This window comes from Granulicella arctica (assembly GCF_025685605.1).
Lineage (GTDB): Bacteria > Acidobacteriota > Terriglobia > Terriglobales > Acidobacteriaceae > Edaphobacter > Edaphobacter arcticus.
On record NZ_JAGTUT010000001.1, the window covers coordinates 1,008,303 to 1,034,291 of the forward strand.

Genomic DNA, 25,989 nt, shown 5'->3' on the forward strand with positions numbered 1-25,989 from the left:
GTCCGGATTAGTATGCTTCAGTACGACTTTCGTCCAAAATGTACGACTTGCATATAACGATTCTGCAGGGCAAAGTGTGGTCGGGTCTCATTACTTGGGGCGGATCACGCCTTGTTTGTTGCACTTAGCGGGGAGCCGGGACCATGATTGCGTTGGGGTCGACCTTGGGGATTCCGAAGTGTCCGCTGAGGTGGAGCAGGTCGAGGGGGCGCAGATTGCCGGTGACCTGAATTACGTTCATATCGCGCGGGGCGCGGATGAGGACCATCAGGTCGTCGACGTCGCCGCCGTTGAAGTGGAGCCAGAGGTCGGTCAAGGTGGAGTGCGGCTGCGCAGAGTTTGCAGGTGTCTGATTGCCGTTGACGAGGTGCTTCCAGCCCGCTGCGTGATAGGCCTCGATAATCGAGCCCATGACCTCGGGGGTGTAAAAGGCTGGCTGCGGGTAGTGATAGGTATCGACGGAGATGCCGGTAAGGGCTGCAGCTGCGCGCTGCGGGTCCATGCCGTTGCTCTCTAGGAGGTTTTGTGCGATCTGCATCAGGGAGCGGTCGAAGCTAAACGAGGTGTGGGTGGCTGGCTGGTCGGCGAGTGCGCTGAAGTTCTGGTTCAGGCCGACGGGTGGTCCTGGCTGCGCCATGAGGGCGGCGGACGCGCCTGTGATCAGGGTCAAAGCGAGGAGGCAGTTGCGCAGATTCATCAGAGTAGTCCCCTGAGGGATTAGACACAAAAGCCTGCGTGAAGTTTTACTTAATTTGGGGAGGCTTCTCTGTGGTGTTTCGCAGGAGAGGAACCGGAAGCCTAGCACCAATCCGTAAAGACGCGGGTTCCCTTCGGAAATGACAGGTAGAACGAAAAGGGCAACCGCAGGTCCTTCGACTGCGCTCAGGATGTTGGTGAGCAGAGACGGGCGCAGGGCCGCTTATTCGATCACTGGGGAGGACGCGGTGAGAAATATCCCTTACGGGCGCGAACCTTGTAGCGTGGATCGGTGGCCTGAAGGTAGATCGTTCGGAAGGCTCCATCCTGCTTGAAGTCTGCTGGTCGGTATTCAAGGGAGTACTGGCTGCGAAGTTCTTCCTCAATGTTGTGGAAGCCGACGGCTACGTCTTCGATGCGTGTGGGGTAGAAGGCCTGTCCGCCGGTCGCCTCGGCGATCTCGCGCAACACGTCGTCACCTTTATCTTTGCTTGGACTGACATTGGTGCTGATCGCGTAGACGATGGTCTCGGCGCGCTGACACATCTTGATAGCGTCGCTTTCGAGGGCGCGACTGTAGTTGTCGTCACCATCTGAGACCAGGATCAGCGCTTTGCGGACGGCGAACTCATTCTGAAGGGTAAGCATCTGGTCGCGGCAGGTCTTATAGAGTGCGTCGAACATGGCCGTGCCGCCGCCGGGGCGGAGCTTGTGAACACCTTGATTGAGGAGGTCGACGTTGTTGCTGAAGCCCTGTGCGACGTCGGTCTGGATGTCGAAGCCTTCGATGAAGGCGCGGTCGTCGCGGTGGAGAACCTGCAGAAAGAACTCGACGGCGGAATCCTGCTCAAACTGGAAGCGCTGGCGGATCGAGCTGCTGGTGTCGAGCATGATGCCGACGCGGAGCGGCAGATTGGTCTGCTGGGTAAAGCGCAGGACTGAGACTGGGGGCTTGCCATCATCGAGCAGGCCGAAGTTCTGGCGCTGCAGGCCGGTGATGAACTTGCCCTTCTTGTCGGTCACGGTGAAGATCAGGTTGACTTCGTTTGCCTGGACGCGGATGGTCGTGATCGGCTGATCCGAGGATGGAACGGCCTGATCGGGCTGCTGCGCCGGGGCGGTCTGCTGGGTGGTCGGAGCGCCGGACTGACCGGCAGCGGCTGGCGGCAACGCTGGAGTAGCTGTTGCAGGCGTCGTCTGCGAGGAAGGCGCAACAGGCTGCTGCGCCGGAACCTGTGCTACAGCGGGGAGAAGATTGAGGTTACAGACAAGGACAAGCGCAGCAAGGGTCTGGAAGACGCGGGGAGAAAGAACGTGGTCAATCACTCGAACGATTCTACTCAACCGAGGCCGCCAATGTACGCAATGATTCCAGAAAGCTTGTCAACTCTTCCGGGAGTGGGGCATCCAGATCCATGCCCTTGGCGGTTTTGGGGTGCGTAAAGGCAAGACGCGCCGCGTGGAGGAAGTTCCGCTGGAGCGAAGTGCCGCCCTCCGCGGGACCAATATGATGCGGAGCGCCGTAGAGCGTGTCGCCGACTACGGGGTGTCCCATCGACTGGAGATGGACGCGAATCTGGTGGGTTCGACCGGTCTCGATGCGGACTTCGACCAGCGTAAACGGGCCATACGGCGTGGAAAGGCGCTCGAGAACCTGAACGTGCGAGACCGCTGTGCGACCGTCGGCGCGGCGCGTGGTCATGCGGGTACGGCGGATGACGTCGCGGCTGATGGGGAGGTTGATGGTGGTGTTGTCTTTGGCGATGCGCCCGTGGGCGAGGGCAATATAGGTCTTCTGGATCATGCGGCGCGAGAACATGTCGCCGAGCTTGCGGTGGGTACTGTCGTCTTTGGCGACAATGATGGCGCCGCTGGTCTGCTTATCCAGACGGTGGACGATGCCGGGCCGGAGGTCGCCGCTGACGTCCGAGAGCTTGCCTGCGCCAAGATGAAAGAGCAGCGCGTTGACGAGGGTGCCGCGGTTGCGTTCGTCGTCTGTCGAACCAGCGCCTGCGTGGACCATCATGCCGGCAGGCTTGTTGACCACGGCCAAGTACTTGTCTTCAAAGAGGATGTCGAGCGGGATGTCTTCGGGTACGGCGTGGAGCGGCTCGGGGCGGGGCTCGCCTTCAATCTCGAGGGCTTCGCCGCCCTTGAGCTTCTGCTTGGGCTTGGCAGGGCTGCCATCGACGCGGACCTGTCCGGCTTCGATGAGCATCTGGACACGGGCGCGGCTGATATCGGGAATGGCCTGGGCGAGATATTGGTCGAGGCGCAGACCGGCGGCGGCGGGATCAGCAAGGAAGCTGCGGACGCCGTCCTCGAACTGAATTTCGCCATCAGACTCATTTTCGAAGTCGAGGATGGGCACGATGACCTCGGGAGCGTCTTCGACACCTCGCGTGGCGCGGTACTCTGCCCGGACGGAGTGATGGCGCTGTCCCTTAGGCAGCATGTTCTTAGAGGGCATCGGTAACTTCTTTCTCTGCAGCTTCGTTCTGTGGGACGACCAGCCTGACGGCGGGGAGCGCGATAAAGAGCGCCAAACCCACAACAATCATCGTCAAACCCAACCACTGCACTGGGTCGAGGATAGCAGCCACAAAGAGCGCGGAGGGAAGACGAAGGAAATCGAGCAGAAAGATGGCGGTGCCGGCGAGGAGCAGACCGAGGCCACAGCCAAGGCCGGGGGCTGCGCGTTTGGGTAGCTGGCGGATGAGGACGCCGCAGAGCATCAGGCCGACGATCAGGGTGTAGAACTCGACGGGATGGACCTTTCCGGAGACGGCATCGCGCACGCTGAGGAAGAACTGCGTGGACATTCCGTCGCGGGTACCGGCGAGGATTTCGCCCAGGCTGAGAAAGGCCCAGACAAGGGCGAAGCAGGGGGCCATGGCGTCGAGAAAGCCAAGGAGCGGCAGGCGCTTGATGCGCAGATAGATGAGGGTGACGATCGCGGTGAGGAGAATGCCGGTGTCGTTGAGCGAGGGGAGCGCGAGGACGAGGAGCGGTGACTGGAGAAAGCTGCGCCAGCTTCCGATGACGAGGAGGGCTCGTGAGATGAGGAGGGCGGCTATGACCATGACGAGGGCGGCGTCCCAGACAGTAGCGGGGTTGAGCCTGACGAGTCTCGCGGTGATCTGGCAGAGCGTAAGGGCAGCCATGAGGCCGACGGCGGCGCATAGGCCGTACAGGGGGATATGGAAGTGCCCGAACTGAAGGAAGGAAGAATGCACGCGGAGGGTTTACGCCAAGGGTGAAACAAAAACCGACCCGCTGGGCCGTGCAGTGAGGCGCTGGTGAACCCGTCCTAAGACGGCGGGACCCCGCCGTGGCTCTTTAGGCTTTCCGGACTGGCGGACGTAGCACACCGAACCATATATACGAGCTAGGTCCCTGTTCAATGAATGTTGGTTCAACCAGCGTAATTCCCCACACCTGCTTCGCAGGCCGGTTTTCTAGTTGGATGCTACCTATGCCTGTGGCGCATTGCAAGTGCGTTTGGGCTGCTTCGCCGAGGTGGACTTTTCATTTCGTTACAAAGAGGGCTTAACCTTCGAAGGCCTGCTGCGTGACGTATAGTAAGTCGCAACGACCGCAAGCTCTTTTGACCCTATGCCACCAGCCGCACGCATCACCGATATGCACACCTGTCCGATGCTGACGGTGCTCGTTCCGCATGTCGGGGGCCCGATTCTGCCGCCTGGCAAGCCGACTGTGCTGATCAACTATCTTCCTGCCGCTACGGTGACTTCGATGGCGACCTGTGTGGGGCCTCCCGATGTGATTGTCAAGGGTTCTACAGGCGTGCTGATCGGCTATCTGCCGGCGGCGCGGCTCGGCGACCTTACAGCCCATGGTGGCGTAATTATCATGGGTTCGCCCACTGTGATGATCGGGGAGATTGGCAGCCCTTCACCGGGAGCTGCGGGCGCGGGTGGCGTAGTGGCGGGCCTCATGACGAGCCTTGGGCTTGATAGTGCGGTGGCTTCAATCTATAGCGTGGCCGCAAAGGTTGTGGATGCGGCGACGAAACAGGTGGCCGAAGCGGGGGGGAAGTTCCTTGCCGGCAAGAAGTCGGTTCGAGCCTTCATGCTAAAGCACTCCACGCCCGATACATCGCAGGTTCCATTCGATGGGATGGCCATCGGTGCCGGGTGTAGCCCGAGTAAAGCGGATGATGTGGCAACGGTCAAAGGAATCCGCCCAACTACCTGCGCGCCGGGCGCGACCGTTCCAAAGGTCTATTTTGCGAATGGAATCAACACGAAGCTCTATGGCGACGGTGCCTCGATGTGCGCGACGATGCAGCAGATCGCCAATCAGACCTGCTCCGAGGTTGTTGGCGTCTACGGGGCGACACAGGGAATGCTGCCCGACCTGGATCAGGCAGTCAACGAGATTGAGAAGAACTCCAACTCTCCGCAGGCAGCGACATTGGCGAAGCTGGTTACGGATTCTTCAAGTGCGAACCCGCCCCAGGATCTGAACCTGATCGTCCACAGTCGGGGCGGATTGGCGGCGCAGGAAGGTATCGCGTACGCGAAGTCCTCCCTCCTGCTGAACATGCCAAAGGCCGAGGCCGAAGAGGCTTTGTCCCACGTCAACGTAGCCGCCTTTGGAACGGCTGAACAGGGATGGCCGGTTGGTCCGGTGTATACCAAGCTGAACAACGCGGCTGACTCCATTCCTGCAGCCATGAAGGGTGCGCAGTCATCATTTCCGGAGCAAACATTCGGCGACAATGACGTGACACCAACGAGATATATCAATGAGCCCAAGATGGATTCGATTGCTGGTCCGCATAGCGTCACAGACGTCTACACCAAACATATGGAGCAGTCGGCAGGCGCTCGCACTTGCGATTGCTCTTAGCCTGGGCTCCCTTGCACTAGCGTCACCTTCGAGGATGAACACGATGACACTGACAGGCTCCCTGGATCACGATAGCGCGTATCGCTATGCTGCCGCCTGGGCCGAGTTCGACCACGATGATATCCACCGGCTTGCAACTGAGGGCAGTGACTTCCACGGGACCCTGGGTTCGCTTGAGTTCGAGTACAAGGGAGGCGAACGGACGCTCCATGTCTGGTCGATCGTTGCGATGGCAATGGGTCCCCTGCTGGGTGAGCGGGCAGAGGTCAAGACGACGCTCGATGGCATCGCCCGACAGCACCCTGAGGAGACGGCCGGAGGGGTCTTCGACGTGCGATCGCTGGAGTGGCATCGTCAACCTGCCGGGATGGACCCCTGTCTTTTCCTACGCCTCGACGTTCACGACAGCTCGCTTCCTGCCGATCAGATGGACGCGAAACTCAAGGAACTGGCTCGTACCGCCTATGTATGGCATCGGCAGAAACTGAACCAGGTACTCGAGAATTATTGGAAGGAACATCCAAGACCGGCCAGATAGCTATGTGCGATATCACTTATCAGCTACGACATCGGGCGGTCTCATTCCTTTATTCACGCAGGTAGAGTTTTGCGATGAATGTTGGATCTCAAGCAAGATGGCAGGTGCTGGCGATTGCTCTTAGCCTCTTGCTGCCTGTAACAAACGCACTTGCTCAAGCACACGCGATGGACGAAGGCGCTTCACTGGACTATCACGATGCTTTTCGCTACACCGCCGCCTGGGCAGCCTCGGCGCATGCCTATCCGAGACAACACTATGCCGGTGCCAACGATGGAAAAACGTCTCACGCATTTCTCCACGACCGGGTAGCTGTGGAATCGCGACAGGATGCTCAAGATTCTCGAAGACTACTGGAAGGCGCATCCAAAGCCTGCGAAGTAGGGCTTTAATTCAGCAGGCATAACCTAACCGGCGCGACGGATTTCGTTGTCGTCCCTAAGGACTTCGTCGAGCATGCCAACGAGAGTGCCAGCGCGCGCGCGCAGGTTGTGCTGGGTGTTCTGGAGGCTTCCGGCTAATGTGTCGTAGCGTTCGCGCAGGGTGGCAAGCTCATCGGCGATGTTAAGCGCTGCGAGTACGGCAACTCGCAGGGAGTCGACGGTGTTGCCGTGGGCTGAGACGGCGCGCATTTTGCCATCGACGATTGCGGCCAACTGCTCGATGTGATTCGGATCGGTGCCGCGCAGGTGGTAGACCTGGTCGTAGATGGAGACGTTAATGGATTGCGGAATCTGCGGCGCTTCGATGGTCTGCTGCTCGATCGTCTCGTCCACATTGCCCTCCTTGCTGCTACCCGTCTTAGACAAGCTCGTCCATCTGCTCGAGCATCTTTTCAACACGCTGCCGAATCTCTTCGCGCTCTTTTTCGAGTGATTTCAGAGCGGAGGAGGCGCTATCGGACGCGTTGGATTGTGCGGTTAACTGCTCGCGCAGGGTGGCAACTTCAGCCTCGGCGGCGGCGCGGGCTTCGCGCTCCCTCTTGACGATCTCCACTGCACGGAGGACCTTCTGCTCGAGGGCTTGAAACTCATCGATGCTGATTGCTGCTGTACTCATAAGGACAGTGTAAACGCGCGTGATGTAAATCACCGGGCGAATGCAGAGAGGACTCACGCGAGATTCATCTTGGAACGACGAGGATCAGTCTTGATCGGGAAGATCGTAATTTTTCGTCATGATGGCGCGGATTGCCGTGCCGATCAGGAAGAGGCCGACCACGATGAAGATAGGGCGAGCGATGTAGCCGGAGAGCGGCTTCATGCTTCCTGAGACGCGGTGGAAGCCCTGCTGGAAGGTGGAATCCGGCAAGAGGGAGAAGATGAGGCTGACCAGGCCGAAGCTGATCCGCGGCAGAATGTCGAGACGCTTCGCCAGCTGGCCATTGCCACCGATCCTGGCGCCGAGCGGAAGCAGGACTGAAGCACCAACGAGCATGTAGGCCACGTCGCCCAGGTCCAAGGTCACGCCTGTGATGGATGCTGCGAGATGGAGAGGGTGTTGCCATCGGGATCGCGAAACCAGGCTACGCGCGAGCCGTTGGGAGCCGTCCAGATGCCATCGCTATCCTGCTCGAAGTAGGCGAAGCGCTCGAAGACGACGCCTTTTGTAGTTAGCGTCTCGGCTGCGCTCGTGATGTCCGGGACCTCCCAGCCGAGGATGGTGTAGGGCGCGGGCGTGAACTCGCCTGTGCTGACGATGCGGATGGCGGTACCGTTCGCGTTGACGACGAGGGCGAAGCCATCCTCGCTGACCTTTTTCAGGCCGAGGAGGTCAACATAGAAAGCGTGGGCTCGTGTGGCGTCCTTCGTTGGAATGAAGCCGACGACCTTGCATTGGTTCAGCATGACATTTCTCCGATTCGCGTGCCGGAGTCAGCTTAGCTGCTTTTCACGTTCGTGGGAAGGTTCCTTCGGGCGCGCGAATCGTTCCACCGAGCGCCATAAGGGTCGTGATGATGCTGGACCACCAGCCCGTCAACTCGGCTTCGTTGAGGGTCCGTTCCTCTGACTGAAATACGCAACGCAGCAAGAGCGCGTAGACCCCGGGATACTTCTTGCTGTCGCGCCAGACCTCGATCGGCGTCAGGCGCTGCAGTTCGGCGATACCAAGCGCATGGATCGCGTCGACGACGGTCTGCCACTGCATGCTGTCCGGCATGGTGAAGGAGAAGTCGCGCTCGACGGTCTGGAAGCGAGAGAGATCGCGCGCGATGACCTTGCGGAGCGGCATCGCATACAGCCGCGCCAGATCAAGCTCCGCAAGGAATATCGGCTGGCGAAGCTTGCGCTGCTGGCCCTGCGAGGCAGCGAGTTCGCCGAAGAAGCCAATCGGCTTGCCCGCGAGCGAGATGGCTGCGGAGCGTCCGGGCTCAAGCCACACAGGCACTTCCGTGCTGTAGGCGACAGGATCGCCACCGAGATCGAAGAGGCTCAAGAGCGACTCGGCCACACCTTTCAGCTCATAGAAGGGTGCATCCGCAGCCTTCTGAAGCGGAGGCGCGGGAGAAACATGGCCGGTGAGGCCGAGGGATAGCCCGGCGGCTTCGTTGACTTGATCGGTGCTGCCGGTGAAGAGTTGACCCTGCTCAAAGAGGCGGACCTCTTTGACGTCACGATTGAGATTGTGGGCGAGCATCGTGACCATGCCGGGAATGAGGGAGGGACGAAGCAGCGTGGCTTCTTCGGAGAGCGGGTTTTCCATCGCGACCGTTCCCTTACCCGCCGCGGCGAAGAGGTCGCTGTCGGACTGCGAGGCGAAGGTGCTGGAGACGGACTCGCTATAGCCGAGAGCAAGCAGGCGGCTACGGACGGCGGCCTCTTTTGCGGCGGCAGGGTGAGCGATGACGATGCCGGGCGCGGGGAGCGTATTGGCAAAGCCGTTGTAACCGTAAACGCGGGCGACCTCTTCGATGAGGTCGATCTCACGCTCGAGGTCAAGGCGCCAGCTTGGAAGCTGAACGGCAAAGGTGTCGTCCGTCTGCGGGGTGAGGGTGCAGCCGAGGGCAGTAAGGAACTGGGAGACAATCTCCTTCGTGATGCCCTCGGGCGCGAGGGTTGTGCCGAGATGCCGCTGGACCTCTTTGACGCTCAATTCTATGGCGGGACGAGAGGCCGTCTTTGCAGCGACTTCTGGGATGACGAGATCGATGAGGTCGCCTTCGAGGGTGCCGCCGGATTCCAGGATGTGCATCGAAACGAGGGCATTGGCGATGGGAGCGGCGTTGAAGTCGGCGCCGCGCTCAAAGCGATGGGAGGCGTCGGTGTGGAGGCCGTGGCGACGGGCGCTCCGGCGGATGCTGGCCTGATCGAACCATGCGGCTTCGACGAGAATGTTTTTTGTATCGGCGGTGATCATGGAATCCCAGCCGCCCATGACGCCAGCTAGTCCGAGGGCCTTCTGCTCATCGGCTATTACGAGGTCGTCAGCTTCGAGGATACGATCCGTGCCGTCCAGGAGCTTGAGCTTCTCGCCCTTGTGGGCGAGGCGGACGACAATGCCACCTTCGATCCTGTCGAGGTCGAAGGCGTGGGTGGGATGGCCCATGCCGAGCAGGGTAACGTTTGAGGCGTCGACCGCGTTTGAGATCTGCTTCTGCGCGAGGAGGTGGAAGTAGTCCGCCGTGAGACCGGTGCTGGGAGCGATGGTGACGCCGCGCAGGACCTGGGCTGTAAAGCGGCCACAGAGCGCTTCGGCATCGGCTTCGATGCGGACTGGAAACGGCTTCGCGGCCAAGGGCGCTGGGAGTTGGGCGTGAAGCGAGGCGAGGGGCAGGTTGTAGATGGTCGCGGCTTCACGGGCGATGCCGTAGTGGTTCATCGCGTCGACGCGGTTGGTGGTGATGTCCATCTCAAAGAGGTGACCGTTACCGGGGCCGAGGTTATGGACGCCCTCGACGGCGATGCCGCGGAGGGTGAGGTCTTCGGCGAGTTGATGATCATCCACGGCAATGTCAGGGACGTAGGTGCGGAGCCAATTGGTCAGTATCTTCATGATGAACGTCTTCCAGTGTACTTTGCCGCGCTTGCGTCGGTGGCCGTTCGGCAGCGATGATGGCTGCGAGTTTGTGGAGGCGGAATGCGAATCGGCAATGTTCTGGCTGTAGTGGCGGCGATGGCTTTGAGTACGACAGCAGTGGCGCAGCAGCCCGGCGTCTGGTCCGGTGGACCGCAGCATCCGGTGATTACGTTGTGGCCGGGTGGGGCTCCGGGACCGAAGACCGTCACCGGGCCGGAGGGGGATACGACGAAGCCCGACGATAAGTTGATTGCCGGTCGTCCGATCATCAAACTGGCGAATGTTGCCGTGCCGACACTGACGATGTATGCGCCGCAAGGTTTGAACACGGGCGCGGCGGTGATCGTGTTTCCGGGTGGAGGGTACAGTATCCTGGCGATCGATCTTGAGGGCGTCGAGGTGTGCGACTGGCTGACGAAGAAGGGGATCACGTGCCTGATCCTGAAGTATCGGGTGCCAGCGAGTGGACCATATCCGAAGTCCGCTGCGGCGTTACAGGATGCGCAGCGTGCGGTGGGGCTGGTGCGAGCGCATGCGGCGGACTTCAAGATCGACCCGAAGCGCGTCGGGGTGCTCGGCTTCTCGGCTGGAGGGCATCTCGCAGCGGCAGTAAGTACGCACTATAGCGAGCGGCTGTATCCGGCTGTCGATGCGGCGGACCAGGTGAGCTGCCGACCAGACTTTGCCGTAGTGGTCTACCCAGGATACCTGGCGGACGCGGAGAAGGGGTTTGCGTTTACTCCGGATATTCCAGTGACCAAGGAGACGCCGCCGACCTTCCTGGTACAGGCGGAGGATGACCCGGTGCATGTGGAGAATACAACGGCTTACTTTGCAGCGCTGAAGGCTGCAGGCGTTCCGACGGAGATGCACGTCTATGCGAAGGGAGGGCACGGATATGGACTTCGTCGGACAGAGTTGCCGGTAACGACCTGGCCCGATCGGGTCGATGACTGGCTGAAGACGGTCGGCATTCTGAGAGGTAGCGGCGTTTAAGACGGTCGACCGTATAGAACTCGGAGGGTCATGCCGGGTGAGCCGCATCGGTCTGTATCGGTGTGGAAATTGTCATCGGTGCTATCGGACTGTACTCAAAAAACTTCTTGAGCTTCAGGAAAGGTCTCTCATAGAAGCGGAAGCTGATCACAGCAAGCAGTATCGAGATCGCAATGACGAGGAACGCCGAACCGGCGACCGAAATCGCTCTTATGTGCGTAAGGTGAAGAATCTGAGCGCGAAAGGTGTTGCATAAGAAGGCATTTACTGAGTAGTGAAAGATGTAGATGCCATAGCTGTATTTCCCAAGAAAACGCAACGGTGCCGCTTCAAACATTGAACGGAGGAGAGACCGTTCACGGAATGTTTCGGCAATCAGAGCAGTGCCGGCCAGTGCGAGGACGGTGTAGCCAAACGTCTCGATCAGGCGACCTTCGCGCCATTCCAACCCATGCTGATAGTGAGCGATCGTGCTCATTATTGCGATTGCCGCGAGTAGTAGAGGCCATGCACCCTTTAGAACTACGTTCTGCAATCGACTTCTCATGAGCATCGCCAGGCAACCGCCCAGCAGGAGCGAGTCGGCTCGGCAGGCCGTAAAGGTGTAGATAAACTCTGGATCGACCCCTCTATAGGCTAGGACGGTGCGGAGCAGCAGGGCAACGATGGAAAGAGCGGACGTGGCGATGATGAGGCGTCTTCGGTCGCGAATCCAAAACACCAGGAAGGGCCATACAAGATAAAACTGCTCCTCAACCGCAAGCGACCAGAAGTGACTCAGGTTGATGTAAGCCGAGGGTATAAAGTCGAAGGCCGACCCGGAGAGACCGGTGTTTTGCAGGTAGAGCAGAAGGATGAGTTGCTTGCCATGCCAGTCGAGGTGAAGCGGATGAGTCAAAGCAAAGAGGATGAACAAAACACCATAGTAGAGAGGGAAGATGCGGAGTACCCGCCGGAGATAAAACTTCCTGAAATAGCCTTCGTTGTCGAGGGAGTCGTACAGAATGCCCGTGATCAGGAAGCCGGACAAGACAAAAAATAGATCGACGCCAACCCACGCGGCGCGGGCGACAGCAGACAGGAAATCGAAGACGCGAATGCCAGTTCGCTCATTTGCGAGTAGCAGGTGGTGAGCGAGGACCATGGCAATTGCAAGTCCGCGAATACCATCCAATGCAGGATAGTGCTTTGGTCCTGCGACATTACGAATGCTGTTCAAAGGCTGCTTCGCCGCTGAATGGTTTGTAAGGGAGCCCCAGGCATCAGATCCGTACCCACTAACAGTTTTGACACGATGAATAAAAGCTACCATGCGGATAGGCATGATCCGTTATAGATTTTGCTTATATCCCGAAATCTACTTCACGCAAACTGTTCCAGGAATCGCATGTCGCCGGAGTAGAAGTGGCCAATGTCAGAGATGCCATGCTGGATCATGGCGATGCGCTCAACGCCCATGCCGAAGGCGAAGCCGGTGATCTTCTTCGGGTCGTATGCGGGTTGATGACCTTGCGCGGTGCGCTGTTCATCGACGGCCGCAAAGACCGCGGGGTCCACCATACCGCAGCCGAGCAATTCGATCCAGCCGGAGTGCTTGCACTTGCGGCAGCCTTTGCCATTGCAGAAGATGCAGGAGATCTGGACATCGGCGGAGGGCTCGGTGAAGGGGAAGAAGCTGGGGAAGAAGCGTGTCTTGACGCCTGAGCCGAAGAGAGCCTTCATAGCGTGGTCCAGCGTACCTTTAAGGTCCGAGAAGGTGATGTTGGTGTCGACGCAGAGGCCTTCTACCTGGTGGAAGATGGGCGAATGTGTAGCGTCTGCGGCGTCATTTCGGTGGACCTTGCCAGGGATGACGATGCGGATCGGGGGTGCCTGATCGATCATGGTGCGAATCTGGACGGGGCTTGTGTGCGTGCGCATGAGGAGGCGATCGCGTGCCGGGCGGGATTGCTGTTTAGCGATGACGAGTGTGTCCTGCGTGTCGCGGGCGGGGTGGTTGGGGGGAAAGTTGAGGGCTTCGAAGTTGTAGAAGTCGGTTTCAACCTGCGGGCCGAGGTTCGTGGAGTAGCCGAGATGGTGGAAGACGGCTACGATCTCGTGCATCGTCTTGAGGAGCGGATGCGGGACACCGGGAGCCCGAAGGGTGCCGGGCAGGGTAATGTCGATCCCCTGGCTGACGGCCTTGACAGTTGCTGGAGCTTCTAAAGTCTGCTCAATCTGCTGCTTGAGTTGGTTGAAGCGGATCCCGAGGGGCTTGCGCGCCTCGGGCGGGGCGGACTTGAGCCATGCTTCGCTGACAAGCTTCAGTCGACCTTGCTTTCGGCCAAGCCAGTGGAGCCGAAAGGTTTCGGCGTCTTCAGTGGTAGCAGCTTCGTGGACCTCTTTGGTGAGAGTGGCAAAGGCGTCTTCGAGGGCGGCTTCATCGAAGGAGTCGAGTTGTGGAATGGCTTCGTTCATGGACAGCTATCAGAGTAAACGAATTGTAAAAGGTTAATGGTCCTTCTCAGGATCTGCGCCTTCGCACTGCGACACCAAAGTACGTGACCGTGGACAGACGCCTCTTTACAGAGAGACAAAGACGATGAGGATGACCAGGAAGCCCATGAGGAGGCTTCGCTTGTCGGTGATCGCGTAGACGACGGGGTCTTCGTCGAGTTGGCCTCGGGAGGCGAGAAGCCAAAGGCGGCTGATCCATAGGAGCAGAACGGGAACGAGAAGCCAAAGACGGTTTGGGTGCGCGTAGAGTTCGACCGCGTTGATGTTCGAGATATAGAGCGTGAGGACGACGACCGAGGCATAGCCGCTGGCGGAGCCGAAGCTGCGGAGCTGTTCCAGGTCTGAGACGTGATAGCCGCGGCCCATGATCTGGGTGGGGGCGGACTCGCGCTGGCGGAGGCTTTCGAGTTCGGCGAAGCGCTTGACGAAGGCCAGCGAGAGGAAGAAGAAGATGCTGAAGCCGCCCAGCCAGGCGGAGACCGCGACTCCGGTAGCAGCTGATCCCGCGAGGATGCGGATCGTATAAAGGCCGGAGAGGACGATGACGTCGACCAGGGCCATGCGCTTGAGCGAGAAGGAGTAGGCCGAGGTGGTGACGGCATAGATGGCAAGCCACTGAAGAAACTTGTACGGAAAGATGAGGCTGTGCGACGGAGAAATGGCGTCGACGATGTTTGGCAGGAGAATGGCGAGGACGAGCGAGGAGACCAGAAAGAGTACGACGACACCGATGCCGGATGGGATGGACAGGTCACCGGCGGCGAAGGGGCGACGACGCTTCTTGAGGTGCCTGCGGTCGGCTTCGAGGTCCAGGAGGTCGTTGACGATGTAGGTTGCGGAGGCACAGAGACCAAAGCTGAGGAAGGCGACGAGTGCGCCGACTATGGGTCCGGCTGACCATTCGTGCGCAAGCAGCAGGGGCAGGAAGATGAGGACATTCTTCGCCCATTGATGGAGGCGGATGGCCTTCAGCCAGGCCTTGAGGGGCGAGGGTGCGTCGATGAAGAAGCGGGCCGGGGTAATGTTTCCCTTGCGAAGAGCTGCTTTAAGACCGCTGGTCGGATTGGCGACCATGGGATCGAGGCAGTTCGACAACAGGATGGTGTCGGGAGAGGCATTGCCGATGTAGGTAAACTGATCGCCAAAGCGGGCCTGAAAGGCGGCGAGCTTGTTCTTGCCAGCGAGGTTGGTGGTGCCGTCGGAGGCGAGAACGCCGGCGAAGAGACCAAGATGAGCGGCGACGCGATCGGCGAGCGCGGTGTCCGCCGCGGTGGCGAGATAGATGGGACGGCCAGTGGCGTGCTGCTGCTCAAGATATTGGAGGAGCTCCCGATTGTAGGGAAGATGGACGACGTCAAGTTCGACCTTGGCGGTGATGTTGCGCTTCAGAGCGGCTCTACCCTGGCTCAACCATTTGGGCAATTGCAGAATGGCGGTGGGGTGCTGGCGCGCCATGGCGAGGACGGAATCGAAGAGTGTGTCTGATTTGACGAGGGTTCCGTCGAGGTCGACGCAGAGAGGGTGCGTGCCGGGCATGAGGTCAGGTGAAGGGGAGGCTTGGTGAAGCGGCATACCCCATTATCATTTAGTCTTGATAACTATAGGTAAAGATTGAGTCGCCATTGTTCCCCGCCGAGCCAAGCCGGGAATAGACGATTGACAATGATTCGGAACTGATAGGCCAATCGACACGTAGATGTTGAAGAGATGCCTGCAGGACCGGTCGAGCACGCAATCACTAAATCCAGAGGGTAAAGCTGAACATGCCGTCAGAGCTGTCCGCATCGGAAACTCAGAGTACCGAAACACGCCAATCCGCGCCGACGTTTGGCACCTCCGTGCCGGAGAGCCCAAAGCCACAATCCAAAGCCAAGGGGCTCCTGCGCACGATCATGGTGCTGCTTGCGGTGGTGCTCATCATTGGAGCGGCGGCCTGGAAGATCAAGCGCAACGCCTCGGACCAGGAGGCTGAGAACGCGCGGATGGAGTCGATGGGCGACCGTCCCACACCGGTGCTGACTGCGGCTGTCGAACGGAAGACGATGCCCGTCTACCTGACAGCGCTGGGAACAGTGACAGCCTACAACACCGTGACGATCAAGCCGCGCGTGGATGGGCAACTGCTCCGGGTTACGGTGCGCGAGGGACAGACGGTTAAAGAGGGTCAGTTGTTGATGGAGATTGATCCGAGCCCGTATCTGGCTGCGGTGGCGCAGGCTGAGGGTCAACTCGCAAAGGACCAGGCTACGGCGAACAACGCGCAGACGGAGGCGGCTCGCTACACCGCGCTGCGCGAGGCCGGTGTGGTGTCGAAGGAGAGCGAGCAATCGCAGATTTCGCTATCGGGGCAGGCAGCGGGATCGATCCAGGCGGATCGGGCGGCGATCCAGGCGGCCAAAGTGAACTTGGCGTACACGAAGATTGTGTCGCCGATCAATGGCGTGGTGGGGTTGCGGCAGGTTGATCCGGGCAACATCGTCCATGCGGCGGATACGACGGGGTTGTTGGTGGTGACGCAGTTGCAGCCGATCTCGGTGATCTTTACGCTGCCGGAGGATCAGTTACCGGAGGTCTTCAAGCTGACACGTGAAGGCGTGCGGCTAACGACAGAGGCGTACGACCGCTCAAGCGCGACCCATCTCGCGACGGGAACGCTGCTTACTCTGGACAACCAGATCGACACGACGACAGGCACAGACAAGGTGAAGGCTGTATTTGCGAACGCCGATGGGGCGTTGTTCCCGAATCAGTTTGTGAATATTCGACTTGTGCTCGAGCAACGACAGGGAGCGATCGTGATCCCCGCGGCGGCGTTGCAGACGGGAACGCAGGGGAGCTTCGTCTATGTGGTGAAGCAGGGCATCCCTCCGCCGGGACTACGGAAGGATGTGAAGGAGGACGCGCCGAAGAGCACGACGCCTCCCGATCCTTCGGGCTACTATGTCGTCGCTCAGCCCGTGCGAATCGATGTGACCGAGGGAGCGCAACTTATCGTGGCGAGTGGACTTCAGCCCGGCGACCAGATTGTGGTGGATGGGCAAGAGAAGCTGGTCGCGGGCAGCATCGTGATCCCAAGGTTGGGTGAGCCGGATGCCGCTCCAAAGAAGATTGCGGGAATTGGGGCGCGGACACCGCCACCTGCATCGACGGCTCCGGATATGACGTCAATCGACGTACCGGGCCTGTCGCGACGCAAGGCGGAGCAGCCGACTCCTAGTCCCAAGGGGACTCAGGCTCCGGCAACGACACAGGCTCCGGCTGGAACCCAGGGGCGTCGGCAATGAGCCCTTCACGGCCATTTATTCTTCGGCCGGTGGCCACCTCGTTGCTGATGGTGGCCATTTTGCTTGCCGGTGCGGTGGCGTACCTGCAGCTTCCGGTATCGGCGCTGCCACAGGTGGACTATCCAACGATCCAGACGCTGACGTTCTATCCGGGAGCTAGTCCGGAGGTGATGGCTTCGTCGGTGACAGGACCGCTGGAGCGGCAGTTCGGACAGATCCCCGGGCTGAGCCAGATGACGTCGACCAGCTCAGGCGGCGGCAGCGTGATCACGCTGCAGTTCTCACTGAACGAGAGCATCGACATTGCGCAGCAGGATGTGCAGGCGGCGATTAATGCGGCCTTCAGCTATCTGCCGAAGGACCTGCCGAATCCTCCGGTGTACAGCAAGGTGAACCCGGCAGATGCGCCGATCATGACGCTGGCGCTGACGACGGATACGCTTGAGCTCTCAAAGGTTGAAGATTTAGCAGATACGGTACTGGCGCAGAAGATCTCGCAACTCTCAGGCGTAGGCCTTGTGTCGATTGCCGGGGGGAAGAAGCCGGCGGTGCGCATCCAGGCGAATCCTACGGCGCTGGCGGGTTACGGGCTGAGCCTCGAGGATGTGCGGACGGCGCTTGGCTCCGCCAATGTGGACCAGGCGAAGGGTAGCTTGAATGGGGCGAAGCAGGCGTTCACCATCGAGGCGAACGATCAGTTGCTCTCCAGTAAGGACTACAACAACGTCATCATTGCGTACCGGAATGGGTCGCCGGTGCGGCTGTCGGATGTGGCAAACGCGATTGATAGCGCGGAGAACCTGTACCAGGCGGCGTGGATGGGGACGGCTGCTCCCAAGGGAGCGACCAGCCGGACGGGGACGCTGCAGCCGGCGATCATCGTGAACATTCAGCGACAGCCCGGCGCAAACATTATCGGCGTCGTGAACGAAGTACAGAAGCTGCTGCCACAGTTGCGGACGACTTTGCCGAAGAGCGTTACGCTGCAGGTGCTGACGGATCGAACGAATACGATTCGTGCGTCCGTCAAGGATGTGCAGTTTGAATTGATGCTGACCATTGCGCTCGTCGTGATGGTGATCTTCCTCTTCCTGCGTTCGATTGCCGCGACGATCATTCCCTCGGTCGCGGTGCCGCTGTCGATCGTGGGGACGTTCGGAATCATGTACCTGCTGGGGTACAGCCTCAACAATCTCTCATTGATGGCGCTGACGATCTCGACAGGCTTCGTGGTGGATGACGCGATCGTGATGATCGAGAACATCTCGCGCTACTTGGAGGAGGGTGACTCGCCGCTTGAGGCTGCCTTGAAGGGTTCGGAGCAGATCGGGTTCACGATCGTTTCGCTGACGGTGAGCCTGATTGCGGTGCTCATTCCCCTGCTGTTTATGGGAGACATTGTTGGCCGCCTGTTCCGCGAGTTTGCGGTGACGCTGGCGGTGACGATTCTGATGTCTGCGCTGGTGTCGCTGACGCTGACACCGATGATGGCGGCGAAGCTGCTGAAGCATAAGCCGGAGTCGGAGCAGGGCTGGTTCTACCAGGTCAGCGAGCGATTCTTCGAGCGCGTGATCGCACGGTACGCGGTGGGCGTACGGTGGGTGCTGCGGCATCAGACGTTCACGCTATTGGTGACGCTCGGGACGTTCGTACTGACCGTGGTGCTGTTCGTAATTGTGCCGAAGGGCTTCTTCCCGGTGCAGGATACGGGTGTGCTGCTGGCGATCACGGAGGCGCCGGAGACGATCAGTTTCCAGGCGATGTCGCTGCGGCAACAACAGTTGGCAAAGGTCATCTTGCAGGACCCGGACGTGGAAAGTCTGTCGTCCTTTATCGGCATCGATGGGCAGAACACGACGCTGAACAGTGGGCGCATTCAGATCAATTTGAAGGACCGTGAGAAACGATCTACCTCCGCGGTAGATGTGATTCGTCGACTGGTGCCACGCGTAGCGAAGGTCGACGGAATCGAATGCTATTTACAACCGCTGCAGGATCTGACGGTTGAGGATCGTGTGAGCCGGACGCAGTATCAATACTCGATCGAGGACGCAAACGCCGAGGAGATGTCCTATTGGTCGGATCGGCTGGTGGAGAAGCTGCGGAACATTCCAACGCTGACGGATGTGGCGAGTGACCAGCAGATGAATGGGCTCGAGGCGCATCTCGTGATCGACCGCGACACGGCGAGCCGACTCGGAATTACGCCGCAGAATATCGACGACACGCTCGATGACGCGTTTGGACAGCGACAAGTGTCGACGATCTTTACGCAGTTGAACCAGTATCACGTGGTGCTGGAGGTTGCGCCGGGATTCCAGTTGAACCCGGAATCGCTGAACCGTATTTATGTGAAAAGTTCAAATGGAACGCAGGTTCCGCTCTCGACGTTTACCCGCTTTGAGCCACGGCAGACGACGCTGGCCATCAACCACCAGGGTCAGTTCCCTGCCTCGACGATCTCGTTCAATTTGGCGCCGGGCAAGTCGATCGGCGATGCGGTAGCGGCGGTCAATCGGGCGAAGAATGAGTTGGGAATGCCGGCCAGTGTAAACGCGCGGTTTCAGGGTACAGCGGCTTCGTTTGAAGCTTCCTTGCAGAACGAGCCTCTGCTGATTCTGGCGGCGCTGATCGTGGTGTACATCGTGCTGGGCGTTTTATACGAGAGCTATATTCATCCGATCACGATTCTTTCGACACTGCCCTCAGCGGGTGTTGGCGCGATTCTGGCGCTGCTGATCTTTCATGTGGACCTGAGTGTGATTGCGCTGATCGGCATCATTCTGCTGATCGGCATCGTGAAGAAGAATGCCATTATGATGATCGACTTTGCGCTTGAGGCGGAGCGGGATCATGGAATGACGCCGACTGAGGCTATCTATCAGGCCTGCCTGCTACGCTTTCGGCCAATTATGATGACGACGATGGCGGCGTTGCTTGGCGGTGTTCCGCTGGCGCTCGGTACGGGGACGGGATCGGAGCTTCGGCGACCACTCGGCATCACAATCGTTGGCGGGCTGATCGTTTCGCAGGTGTTGACGCTGTTCACGACGCCGGTGGTGTACCTGTTCTTTGATCGGATCGGGCGGCGCTTGAACAAGAAGACAGCGGCGGTTGAGATAGAGCATCATGCAGTGTCGGCGGACTAGCGATGAATGAAGAGACACCTAAACCGTCTTTAGCTGAGCGGATGATGACCGGAGACGGCGTGCATTTTTCTGCCCCGTTCATCAAGCGCCCGGTGGCGACCTCGCTGCTTTCAGTGGCCGTCATCCTTGCGGGTATGGTGGCTTACAAGCTGCTACCCGTGTCGAGTCTGCCGCAGGTCGAGTTCCCGGTGATCTCGGTGGGTGCAAGTCTTCCGGGTGCTGATCCGGAGACGATGGCCTCGTCCGTAGCGACACCGCTTGAGAGGCAGTTCGCCAAGATTGCGGGCGTCAATGAGATGACCTCTTCGTCCTCTGCGGGCGCGGTCGGGATTACGCTGCAGTTCGATCTGGGACGCGATGTGAATGGAGCGGCGCGGGATGTGCAGGCGGCGATCAATGCGGCGCGGAGCCAGCTGCCGGCGAACCTGCCGAGCAATCCGACGTACTACAAAATCAACCCTGCGGACTCGCCGATCCTGATTCTGGCGCTGACCTCGGACACGTTGAATGTGCCACAGCTTTATGACGCGTGCGACAGTATTCTGGCGCAAAAGATCGCGCAAGTTGCGGGTGTTGGGCAAGCTTACTGCGGTGGCAGTGCGAAGCCGGCGGTTCGGATCGAAGCGAATCCTACGCAGCTTGCGCATTATGGGCTGGGGCTAGAGGCACTGCGGGCGGCTATTTCCACGGTCAATGTAAATCAGCCGAAGGGCTATCTGCAGAGCGGCGACCAGCGTTGGAGCGTGGGCGCTACAGACCAGCTCTTTGGGGCGGCGGCTTATGCGCCGCTGGTCGTGGCGACGGATCGTGGGCCGGTGAGCTCGGCGGCTGCTCCTTCCGGATTACCGGCTTCTGCGGCTACGGCTGTGAGCGTCGCGCCGGTTGCGACTGCGGTTGCTGCTCGTGAGACGGGCGCGGCGGTCGATCACGGCGCGGTGCGCATCCAGGACGTCGCGCGTGTTACGGATAGCGTTGAGGACATCCATACGAGCGGCGTCTTCAACGGCAAGCCAGCGATCATGGTGTTCGTCTTCAAGAGCCCGAATGCAAACGTGGTGCAGGCTGTCGACAATGTGAAGGAGATGCTGCCTCGATTGCAGAAGTCGATTCCGCCGGTGATTCAGTTGCACATTGCGCTGGATCGAACGGTGACGATTCGGGCTTCAGTAACGGATGTGACGCGGACGCTGGCGCTGTCGATCGTGCTGGTAATTCTTGTCGTGTTCCTGTTCCTACGCGAGGTGCGATCAACGCTGATTCCGAGCGTGTCGGTGCCGCTAAGTCTGCTGGGAACGTTTGGCGTGATGTACCTGCTTGGCTATACGCTTGACAACCTGAGCCTGATGGCGCTGACGATCTCGACCGGGTTTGTGGTGGATGACGCGATTGTCGTGATCGAAAACATCAGCCGCCATCTCGAAGATGGCATGACACCGTTTCGGGCGGCGATGGTGGGATCGAAAGAGATCGGGTTTACGGTCCTGTCGATGAGCACCTCGCTGATCGCGGTGTTCATTCCCATCCTGCTGATGGGCGGGATTGTCGGGCGGCTATTTCGTGAGTTTGCAGTGACGCTGTCGGTCGCAATCATGGTGTCGCTGGTGGTTTCGCTGACGACGACTCCGATGTTAAGCGCGAAGTTTTTGCGGGCGCATGGGACGCATAAACATGGCTGGTTCTACGTGCTGGGCGGCCGCGTGCTGGACTGGATGACGGCCGAGTATGAGCTTGGTCTGGCATGGGTTCTGCGACATAGGCCGTTGGTGTTGACGGTGACGGTGCTGACGTTTGTGCTGAACGTGTATCTGTATACGCTGGTGCCGAAGGGCTTCTTTCCTGAGCAGGATACGGGGCGCATCGGCGGGCAGATCCAGGGGCAGCAGGACGTCTCGTTCGACACGATGAAGAAGCAGGTGCACGATCTTGCGGCGACGGTGCAGGGCGACCGCGGGATCGAGAACGTGGTGGCGTTCGCGGGCGGGCGCGGGAACAGCAACTCGGGCTTCATGTTTATGGCGCTGAAGCCGGATGAGGAGCGGCGGCGAACGGGCGATACGGCCGAGGTGATTCTGGATCGGCTGCGACCGAAGGTGTCGACGGTGCCAGGCGTCATGTTGTACCTGCAGGCGTTTCAGGATCTTCGAATCGGTGGGCGAAATACGGCTACGGAGTATCAGTATTCGCTGACTACGGACAGTTTGAAGGATCTGAACGAGTGGTCTCCGAAGCTGAAGGACGCGATGGAGAAGCTGCCGGAGCTCAAGGACATTGCGACGGATCAGCAGCAGCAGGGGCTTCGGGCGCAGCTTGTGATCGATCGCGATACGGCGAGCAGGCTTGGCGTTTCGCCTTTGACCATCGACGAGACGCTGTCGGATGCGTTTTCGCAGGAGCAGGTTTCGACGACGTACATGCCGTTGAACCAGTACCACGTGGTGATGGAGGTCTCGCCGGAGTTTCAGCGCGACCCGGATGCGTTGAAGAACATTTACGTAAAGAGCACGACGGGTGCGATGGTGCCGCTGACGGCCGTGACGCACTTTGAAGCTCAGCGGATTCCGCTGGTGGTGAATCACCAGTCGCAGTCGCCGGCGACTACGCTGTCGTTCAATCTTTCGCCGGGCGAGTCACTGAGCCAGGCTACGGAGGCGATCGAGCGGGCGCGGATCGAGATCGGGATGCCAGCTTCGATTCATGGCGGATTCCAAGGATCGGCGCAGGCGTTCAAGGACTCCCTATCGTCGGAGCCGGTGTTGATCCTGCTGGCGCTGGTGACGGTCTATATCGTGCTCGGCATGTTGTACGAGAGCTTTATTCATCCACTAACGATTCTTTCGACGCTGCCTTCGGCGGGCGTCGGTGCGATCCTGGCGCTGCTGCTGTGCAAGGTGGACCTGAGCGTGATCGCTATGATCGGGATCATCCTGCTGATCGGCATCGTGAAGAAGAACGCGATCATGATGATCGACTTCGCACTGGTCGAAGAGCGGGTGCATGGCCTGACGCCGGAGCAGGCGATCTACAAGGCTTGCTTGATGCGTTTTCGGCCGATCATGATGACGACGGTGGCGGCGATGCTGGGTGGTCTGCCGCTGGCGCTTGGTACGGGGACCGGCTCTGAGATGCGGCGGCCGCTGGGGATTACGATCGTCGGCGGGCTGATCGTCTCGCAGGCGCTTACGCTGTTTACTACGCCAGTGGTGTATCTGTTCTTTGACGGACTGCGGGTTCGGTTTGCCGGGCGCAAGAAGCTTGGACTTGGAGCTATTCCGCACGCAGTTGCCGGGGACTAGTGGAACTTTTCAATTTGCTGGGTACCCTAAGCCTATTCTAATGAATGGTTTACACCTCCAGCTCAACGCAAAGTATTCATTGCATTGGAGTTAGCTGCAAAGTACTCATTCGATGCAAGTTGGTTTGTGCACTAAGAACTTAGGTCAGGCTTTCAGCCCTTTGGTGATTAGGCTGCTTGAATCCAAGGCGTTGCCCCAGGCTGGTATAGGGCGGGCCTCTACCCCAGTGACCAGTGCGTCCTCTTCATCTCTAACAGGGGCCGACTTCTGCACGCTGTTCGTCGATGCCGTTGAAGAATTGCCGAGCGATGCAAACAGGAGGGACGTACCTCAGCGGCTAGTGCCGGGTTTCCGTCGATAAACCGTGGCATGGCTGAAGCCATGGCCTTAAACGGACGAGACCGGCTCGGAGTTCTGAGTAACAAGGCTTCAAGAGCAGACCTTGACGTTCCCGTGCGGCTGAAGCTGTGCTGCATCGCGCAGGTCGTTTACTTATTTAGCCCTATTAACAGTTTAGTGGATTGGGGGTAACTGATAGTCCACTTCTTTTTTGCTGTTTCTTGCGCTTTTGCTGGGCTTTATGCGATTTGCGGGGAGTAGGGCTTGACAGGTTTTGAATGACCGGAAAAAGAGGCAGCGGCTTGTGGCCGCTGCCTCTTTTTCTACTGCTTGAAGCCTGCTTTATGCCTGGACCAGAACTGACTCGCGGACGGGGACTGGTTTTACTGCGTCGGAGGAGACGATAGGGCTTGCGGCTGCCTCTTTAGTGACGAGGGTCTGGGGAAAGTAGGCGTTGGTGAAGTACTGACGGAGCATGCGGTGAGTGTTGAAGAAGGTGCCGTTCATGGCGACACAGTGCTGCTGCATGCGGGCCCAGCTATGAGGCTTGGCGTAGAGCGGAGCGATGGCGTTTTCGAGCTTGCTGTAGAGGCTTTCTGCTTCGAGGGCTTCCGTCTCAGCGTCTTCGATGGCCCAGCCGGTGACGGACTCGGCACAGCCTTCGATCCACCAACCGTCAAGGATGCTCAGGCTGGGAACGCCGTTGAGTGCGGCCTTCATACCGGAGGTGCCTGAGGCCTCGTAGGGACGGCGCGGTGTGTTGACCCAGACGTCGACGCCCTGGGTGAGCTGTGCGCCGAGATCCCAGTCGTAGTTCTCGAGATAGATGATCTTGAGGAAGCTTGAGTTGAGGTGCGCGGCTTCGGCGAAGACATCGCGGATGAGTCCCTTACCTGCTGCGTCAGCGGGGTGGGCCTTGCCGGCGTAGAGGATCTGCAGGCCACCGATCTTCTCGGCGATCTTACAGAGGCGGGCTGGATCGTGGAGCAGGAGGCTGGCGCGCTTGTAGGTAGCGACGCGGCGGGCAAAGCCGAGGGTCAGGACGCTGGGGTTGAACTGGACGCCGGTGCGCTTGGCGACGGTATCGAAGAGGCGCTGCTTGCCCTTGTGATGGCAAGCGGCGATGCTCTCGGGAGCGACGCCGTAGACGGAGCGGAGGTACTGGTTATCGACGCGCCATGCGGGGACTTCGGCGTCGAGAAGCTCCTGCATGGAGTCGGAGAGCCAGGTGGCAGAGTGGACGCCGTTGGTGATGGCGGTGACCTTGTAGTCGGGAAACATCTGCTGCGAGACCTTGCCATGCTGCATGGCGACTCCGTTGACGAAGCGGGAGAAGCGGAGGGCAACGTAGGTCATGTTGAGCAGATTTTCGTGGAGGCAGCCGAGAGCTTCGAGGGCACCGGAACGCTGGGGACCAAGGACCTGCAGCATCTGGTCGAGGCCGAACTTATCGTGACCGGCGGGTACGGGCGTATGCGTGGTGAAGACGCACTGGCGACGGACAGCGGCAACGTCACTCTCGGAAGCTGTGTTGAGGGGCGCGCCTTTGAGCTGATCTTCAAGAAGAGCGAGTGAGAGGAGCGCGGCGTGGCCCTCATTCATGTGGTAAACGGCGGGCTGGCAGCCGAGGGCGTGCAGGAGCGCGATGCCACCGAGGCCGAGAACGGTCTCCTGACAGAGGCGGTAGTAGGTGTCGCCGCCGTAGAGGTGATCGGTGAGCTGACGATCGTAGGGGGTGTTGCTCTCGATGTTGGTGTCCAGGAGGAAGACCGGGATGATGTGACCGGTTACGCCGACAACGTCGAAGCGCCAGGCGCGGACGGTGATCTCGCGTCCCTGCATGGTGATGGTGACGGTCTGCGCGGCGGGGGGAAGCGTGGTCTCAGGGGTCCAGGGGACGTCGCTCTCGGTCTGCTGTCCAACCTTGTCCAGCATCTGCCGGAAGTAGCCGCGGCGATGCGCCAGCGTAACGGCGACCATGGGCGCGGCGATGTCAGCGGCGGAGCGGAGGGTATCGCCTGCCAGCATACCAAGGCCACCGGAGTAGGTCGGCAGGGCTGGGGAGAGGGCGATTTCCATGGAGAAGTAAGCTACTTCGCGCTGGGAGAGGTCAGGAGAGGGAGTAGAGAGTGCAGCACCGGGGAGGATCATGCAGTCGGGGATTCCTTTGGAGGTCCGGAGGTTGTTCCGAACTCATCGGGTAATGGCTGATTTCCGCTTCTTCCTTTCTCCTATCGGCTGGTTCGTGTGGTTCACGAACCGACGATCGGAGGAGAAGGTTGTGCGGGTATTCGAGATAGTTTATC

General features: G+C 59.6%; 20 protein-coding genes and 1 other RNA gene. 7 read left to right on the top strand and 14 right to left on the bottom strand.

The window, feature by feature from the left end; translation table 11 throughout:
- Positions 1 to 124 precede the first annotated feature (124 nt).
- The 5 genes from OHL20_RS04165 to ssrS form a co-directional block, all read right to left on the bottom strand.
- Positions 125 to 697: a hypothetical protein gene (locus OHL20_RS04165; RefSeq protein WP_263381956.1), complete on the bottom strand. Its 573-nt coding sequence runs from the start codon at positions 695 to 697 to the stop codon at positions 125 to 127.
- Positions 698 to 927: 230 nt separating this feature from the next.
- On the bottom strand, positions 928 to 2,022 hold the full coding sequence (locus OHL20_RS04170) for a VWA domain-containing protein (protein WP_263381957.1): 1,095 nt from the start codon (positions 2,020 to 2,022) through the stop codon (positions 928 to 930).
- Positions 2,023 to 2,032: 10 nt separating this feature from the next.
- Positions 2,033 to 3,166: an RluA family pseudouridine synthase gene (locus OHL20_RS04175; protein ID WP_263381958.1), complete on the bottom strand. Its 1,134-nt coding sequence runs from the start codon at positions 3,164 to 3,166 to the stop codon at positions 2,033 to 2,035.
- On the bottom strand, positions 3,156 to 3,932 hold the full coding sequence (locus OHL20_RS04180) for a prolipoprotein diacylglyceryl transferase (RefSeq protein ID WP_263381959.1): 777 nt from the start codon (positions 3,930 to 3,932) through the stop codon (positions 3,156 to 3,158). Before OHL20_RS04180 ends, OHL20_RS04175 begins: the two co-directional genes overlap by 11 nt.
- Positions 3,933 to 3,962: 30 nt before the next feature.
- A non-coding RNA gene (ssrS, locus tag OHL20_RS04185) (6S RNA) lies at positions 3,963 to 4,151 on the bottom strand.
- A gap of 160 nt (positions 4,152 to 4,311) precedes the next feature.
- Here ssrS and OHL20_RS04190 point away from each other — a divergent pair.
- From OHL20_RS04190 to OHL20_RS04200, 3 genes are all read left to right on the top strand, one after another.
- Positions 4,312 to 5,571, top strand: a complete 1,260-nt coding sequence (locus OHL20_RS04190) for a PAAR domain-containing protein (protein WP_263381960.1) — start codon at positions 4,312 to 4,314, stop codon at positions 5,569 to 5,571.
- A 43-nt stretch (positions 5,572 to 5,614) separates the two neighbouring features.
- Positions 5,615 to 6,109 (top strand): hypothetical protein, encoded by a 495-nt coding sequence (locus tag OHL20_RS04195; RefSeq protein WP_263381961.1) that lies wholly within the window; start codon positions 5,615 to 5,617, stop codon positions 6,107 to 6,109.
- A gap of 104 nt (positions 6,110 to 6,213) precedes the next feature.
- Positions 6,214 to 6,501: a hypothetical protein gene (locus OHL20_RS04200; RefSeq protein WP_263381962.1), complete on the top strand. Its 288-nt coding sequence runs from the start codon at positions 6,214 to 6,216 to the stop codon at positions 6,499 to 6,501.
- 15 nt (positions 6,502 to 6,516) lie between these two features.
- On the opposite strand, the gene OHL20_RS04205 is transcribed toward OHL20_RS04200, so the two are convergent.
- Genes OHL20_RS04205 through pheT form a run of 5 tightly spaced genes read right to left on the bottom strand, consistent with a single transcriptional unit; the run spans position 6,517 to position 10,102 of the window.
- Complete coding sequence (locus tag OHL20_RS04205) at positions 6,517 to 6,918, bottom strand: cell division protein ZapA (RefSeq protein WP_396271594.1); 402 nt, start codon at positions 6,916 to 6,918, stop codon at positions 6,517 to 6,519.
- Positions 6,911 to 7,225: a hypothetical protein gene (locus OHL20_RS04210; protein ID WP_263381963.1), complete on the bottom strand. Its 315-nt coding sequence runs from the start codon at positions 7,223 to 7,225 to the stop codon at positions 6,911 to 6,913. The genes OHL20_RS04205 and OHL20_RS04210 overlap by 8 nt, the downstream gene beginning before the upstream one ends.
- A gap of 27 nt (positions 7,226 to 7,252) precedes the next feature.
- Positions 7,253 to 7,576, bottom strand: coding sequence for a hypothetical protein (locus tag OHL20_RS04215; protein WP_263381964.1), 324 nt, complete (start codon positions 7,574 to 7,576; stop codon positions 7,253 to 7,255).
- Entirely contained in the window at positions 7,573 to 7,956 is a 384-nt protein-coding gene (locus OHL20_RS04220) for a VOC family protein (RefSeq protein ID WP_263381965.1), read from the bottom strand. Before OHL20_RS04220 ends, OHL20_RS04215 begins: the two co-directional genes overlap by 4 nt.
- Positions 7,957 to 7,999: 43 nt before the next feature.
- Positions 8,000 to 10,102, bottom strand: a complete 2,103-nt coding sequence (pheT, locus tag OHL20_RS04225; RefSeq protein WP_263381966.1) for a phenylalanine--tRNA ligase subunit beta — start codon at positions 10,100 to 10,102, stop codon at positions 8,000 to 8,002.
- 84 nt (positions 10,103 to 10,186) lie between these two features.
- On the opposite strand from pheT, the gene OHL20_RS04230 reads away from it, so the two are divergent.
- Positions 10,187 to 11,122, top strand: a complete 936-nt coding sequence (locus tag OHL20_RS04230) for an alpha/beta hydrolase (protein WP_263381967.1) — start codon at positions 10,187 to 10,189, stop codon at positions 11,120 to 11,122.
- A gap of 28 nt (positions 11,123 to 11,150) precedes the next feature.
- On the opposite strand, the gene OHL20_RS04235 is transcribed toward OHL20_RS04230, so the two are convergent.
- The 3 genes from OHL20_RS04235 to OHL20_RS04245 form a co-directional block, all read right to left on the bottom strand.
- Complete coding sequence (locus OHL20_RS04235) at positions 11,151 to 12,341, bottom strand: acyltransferase family protein (RefSeq protein WP_263381968.1); 1,191 nt, start codon at positions 12,339 to 12,341, stop codon at positions 11,151 to 11,153.
- 143 nt (positions 12,342 to 12,484) lie between these two features.
- Positions 12,485 to 13,579, bottom strand: a complete 1,095-nt coding sequence (gene pheS / locus OHL20_RS04240; protein ID WP_263381969.1) for a phenylalanine--tRNA ligase subunit alpha — start codon at positions 13,577 to 13,579, stop codon at positions 12,485 to 12,487.
- A 105-nt stretch (positions 13,580 to 13,684) separates the two neighbouring features.
- Positions 13,685 to 15,190: a UbiA family prenyltransferase gene (locus tag OHL20_RS04245; RefSeq protein WP_263381970.1), complete on the bottom strand. Its 1,506-nt coding sequence runs from the start codon at positions 15,188 to 15,190 to the stop codon at positions 13,685 to 13,687.
- A 191-nt stretch (positions 15,191 to 15,381) separates the two neighbouring features.
- Between OHL20_RS04245 and OHL20_RS04250 the strand changes: the two genes are divergently transcribed.
- Genes OHL20_RS04250 through OHL20_RS04260 form a run of 3 tightly spaced genes read left to right on the top strand, consistent with a single transcriptional unit; the run spans position 15,382 to position 23,344 of the window.
- Positions 15,382 to 16,902, top strand: coding sequence for an efflux RND transporter periplasmic adaptor subunit (locus OHL20_RS04250; RefSeq protein WP_263381971.1), 1,521 nt, complete (start codon positions 15,382 to 15,384; stop codon positions 16,900 to 16,902).
- Entirely contained in the window at positions 16,899 to 20,051 is a 3,153-nt protein-coding gene (locus tag OHL20_RS04255; RefSeq protein WP_263381972.1) for a multidrug efflux RND transporter permease subunit, read from the top strand. Before OHL20_RS04250 ends, OHL20_RS04255 begins: the two co-directional genes overlap by 4 nt.
- 2 nt (positions 20,052 to 20,053) lie before the next feature.
- Positions 20,054 to 23,344 carry an efflux RND transporter permease subunit gene (locus OHL20_RS04260; RefSeq protein ID WP_263381973.1) on the top strand — a complete coding sequence of 1,097 codons (3,291 nt, stop codon included), beginning with the start codon at positions 20,054 to 20,056 and terminating at the stop codon, positions 23,342 to 23,344.
- A gap of 681 nt (positions 23,345 to 24,025) precedes the next feature.
- Here OHL20_RS04260 and glgP read toward each other — a convergent pair.
- On the bottom strand, positions 24,026 to 25,834 hold the full coding sequence (gene glgP / locus OHL20_RS04265) for an alpha-glucan family phosphorylase (RefSeq protein ID WP_263381974.1): 1,809 nt from the start codon (positions 25,832 to 25,834) through the stop codon (positions 24,026 to 24,028).
- Between the last annotated feature and the right edge of the window lie 155 nt (positions 25,835 to 25,989).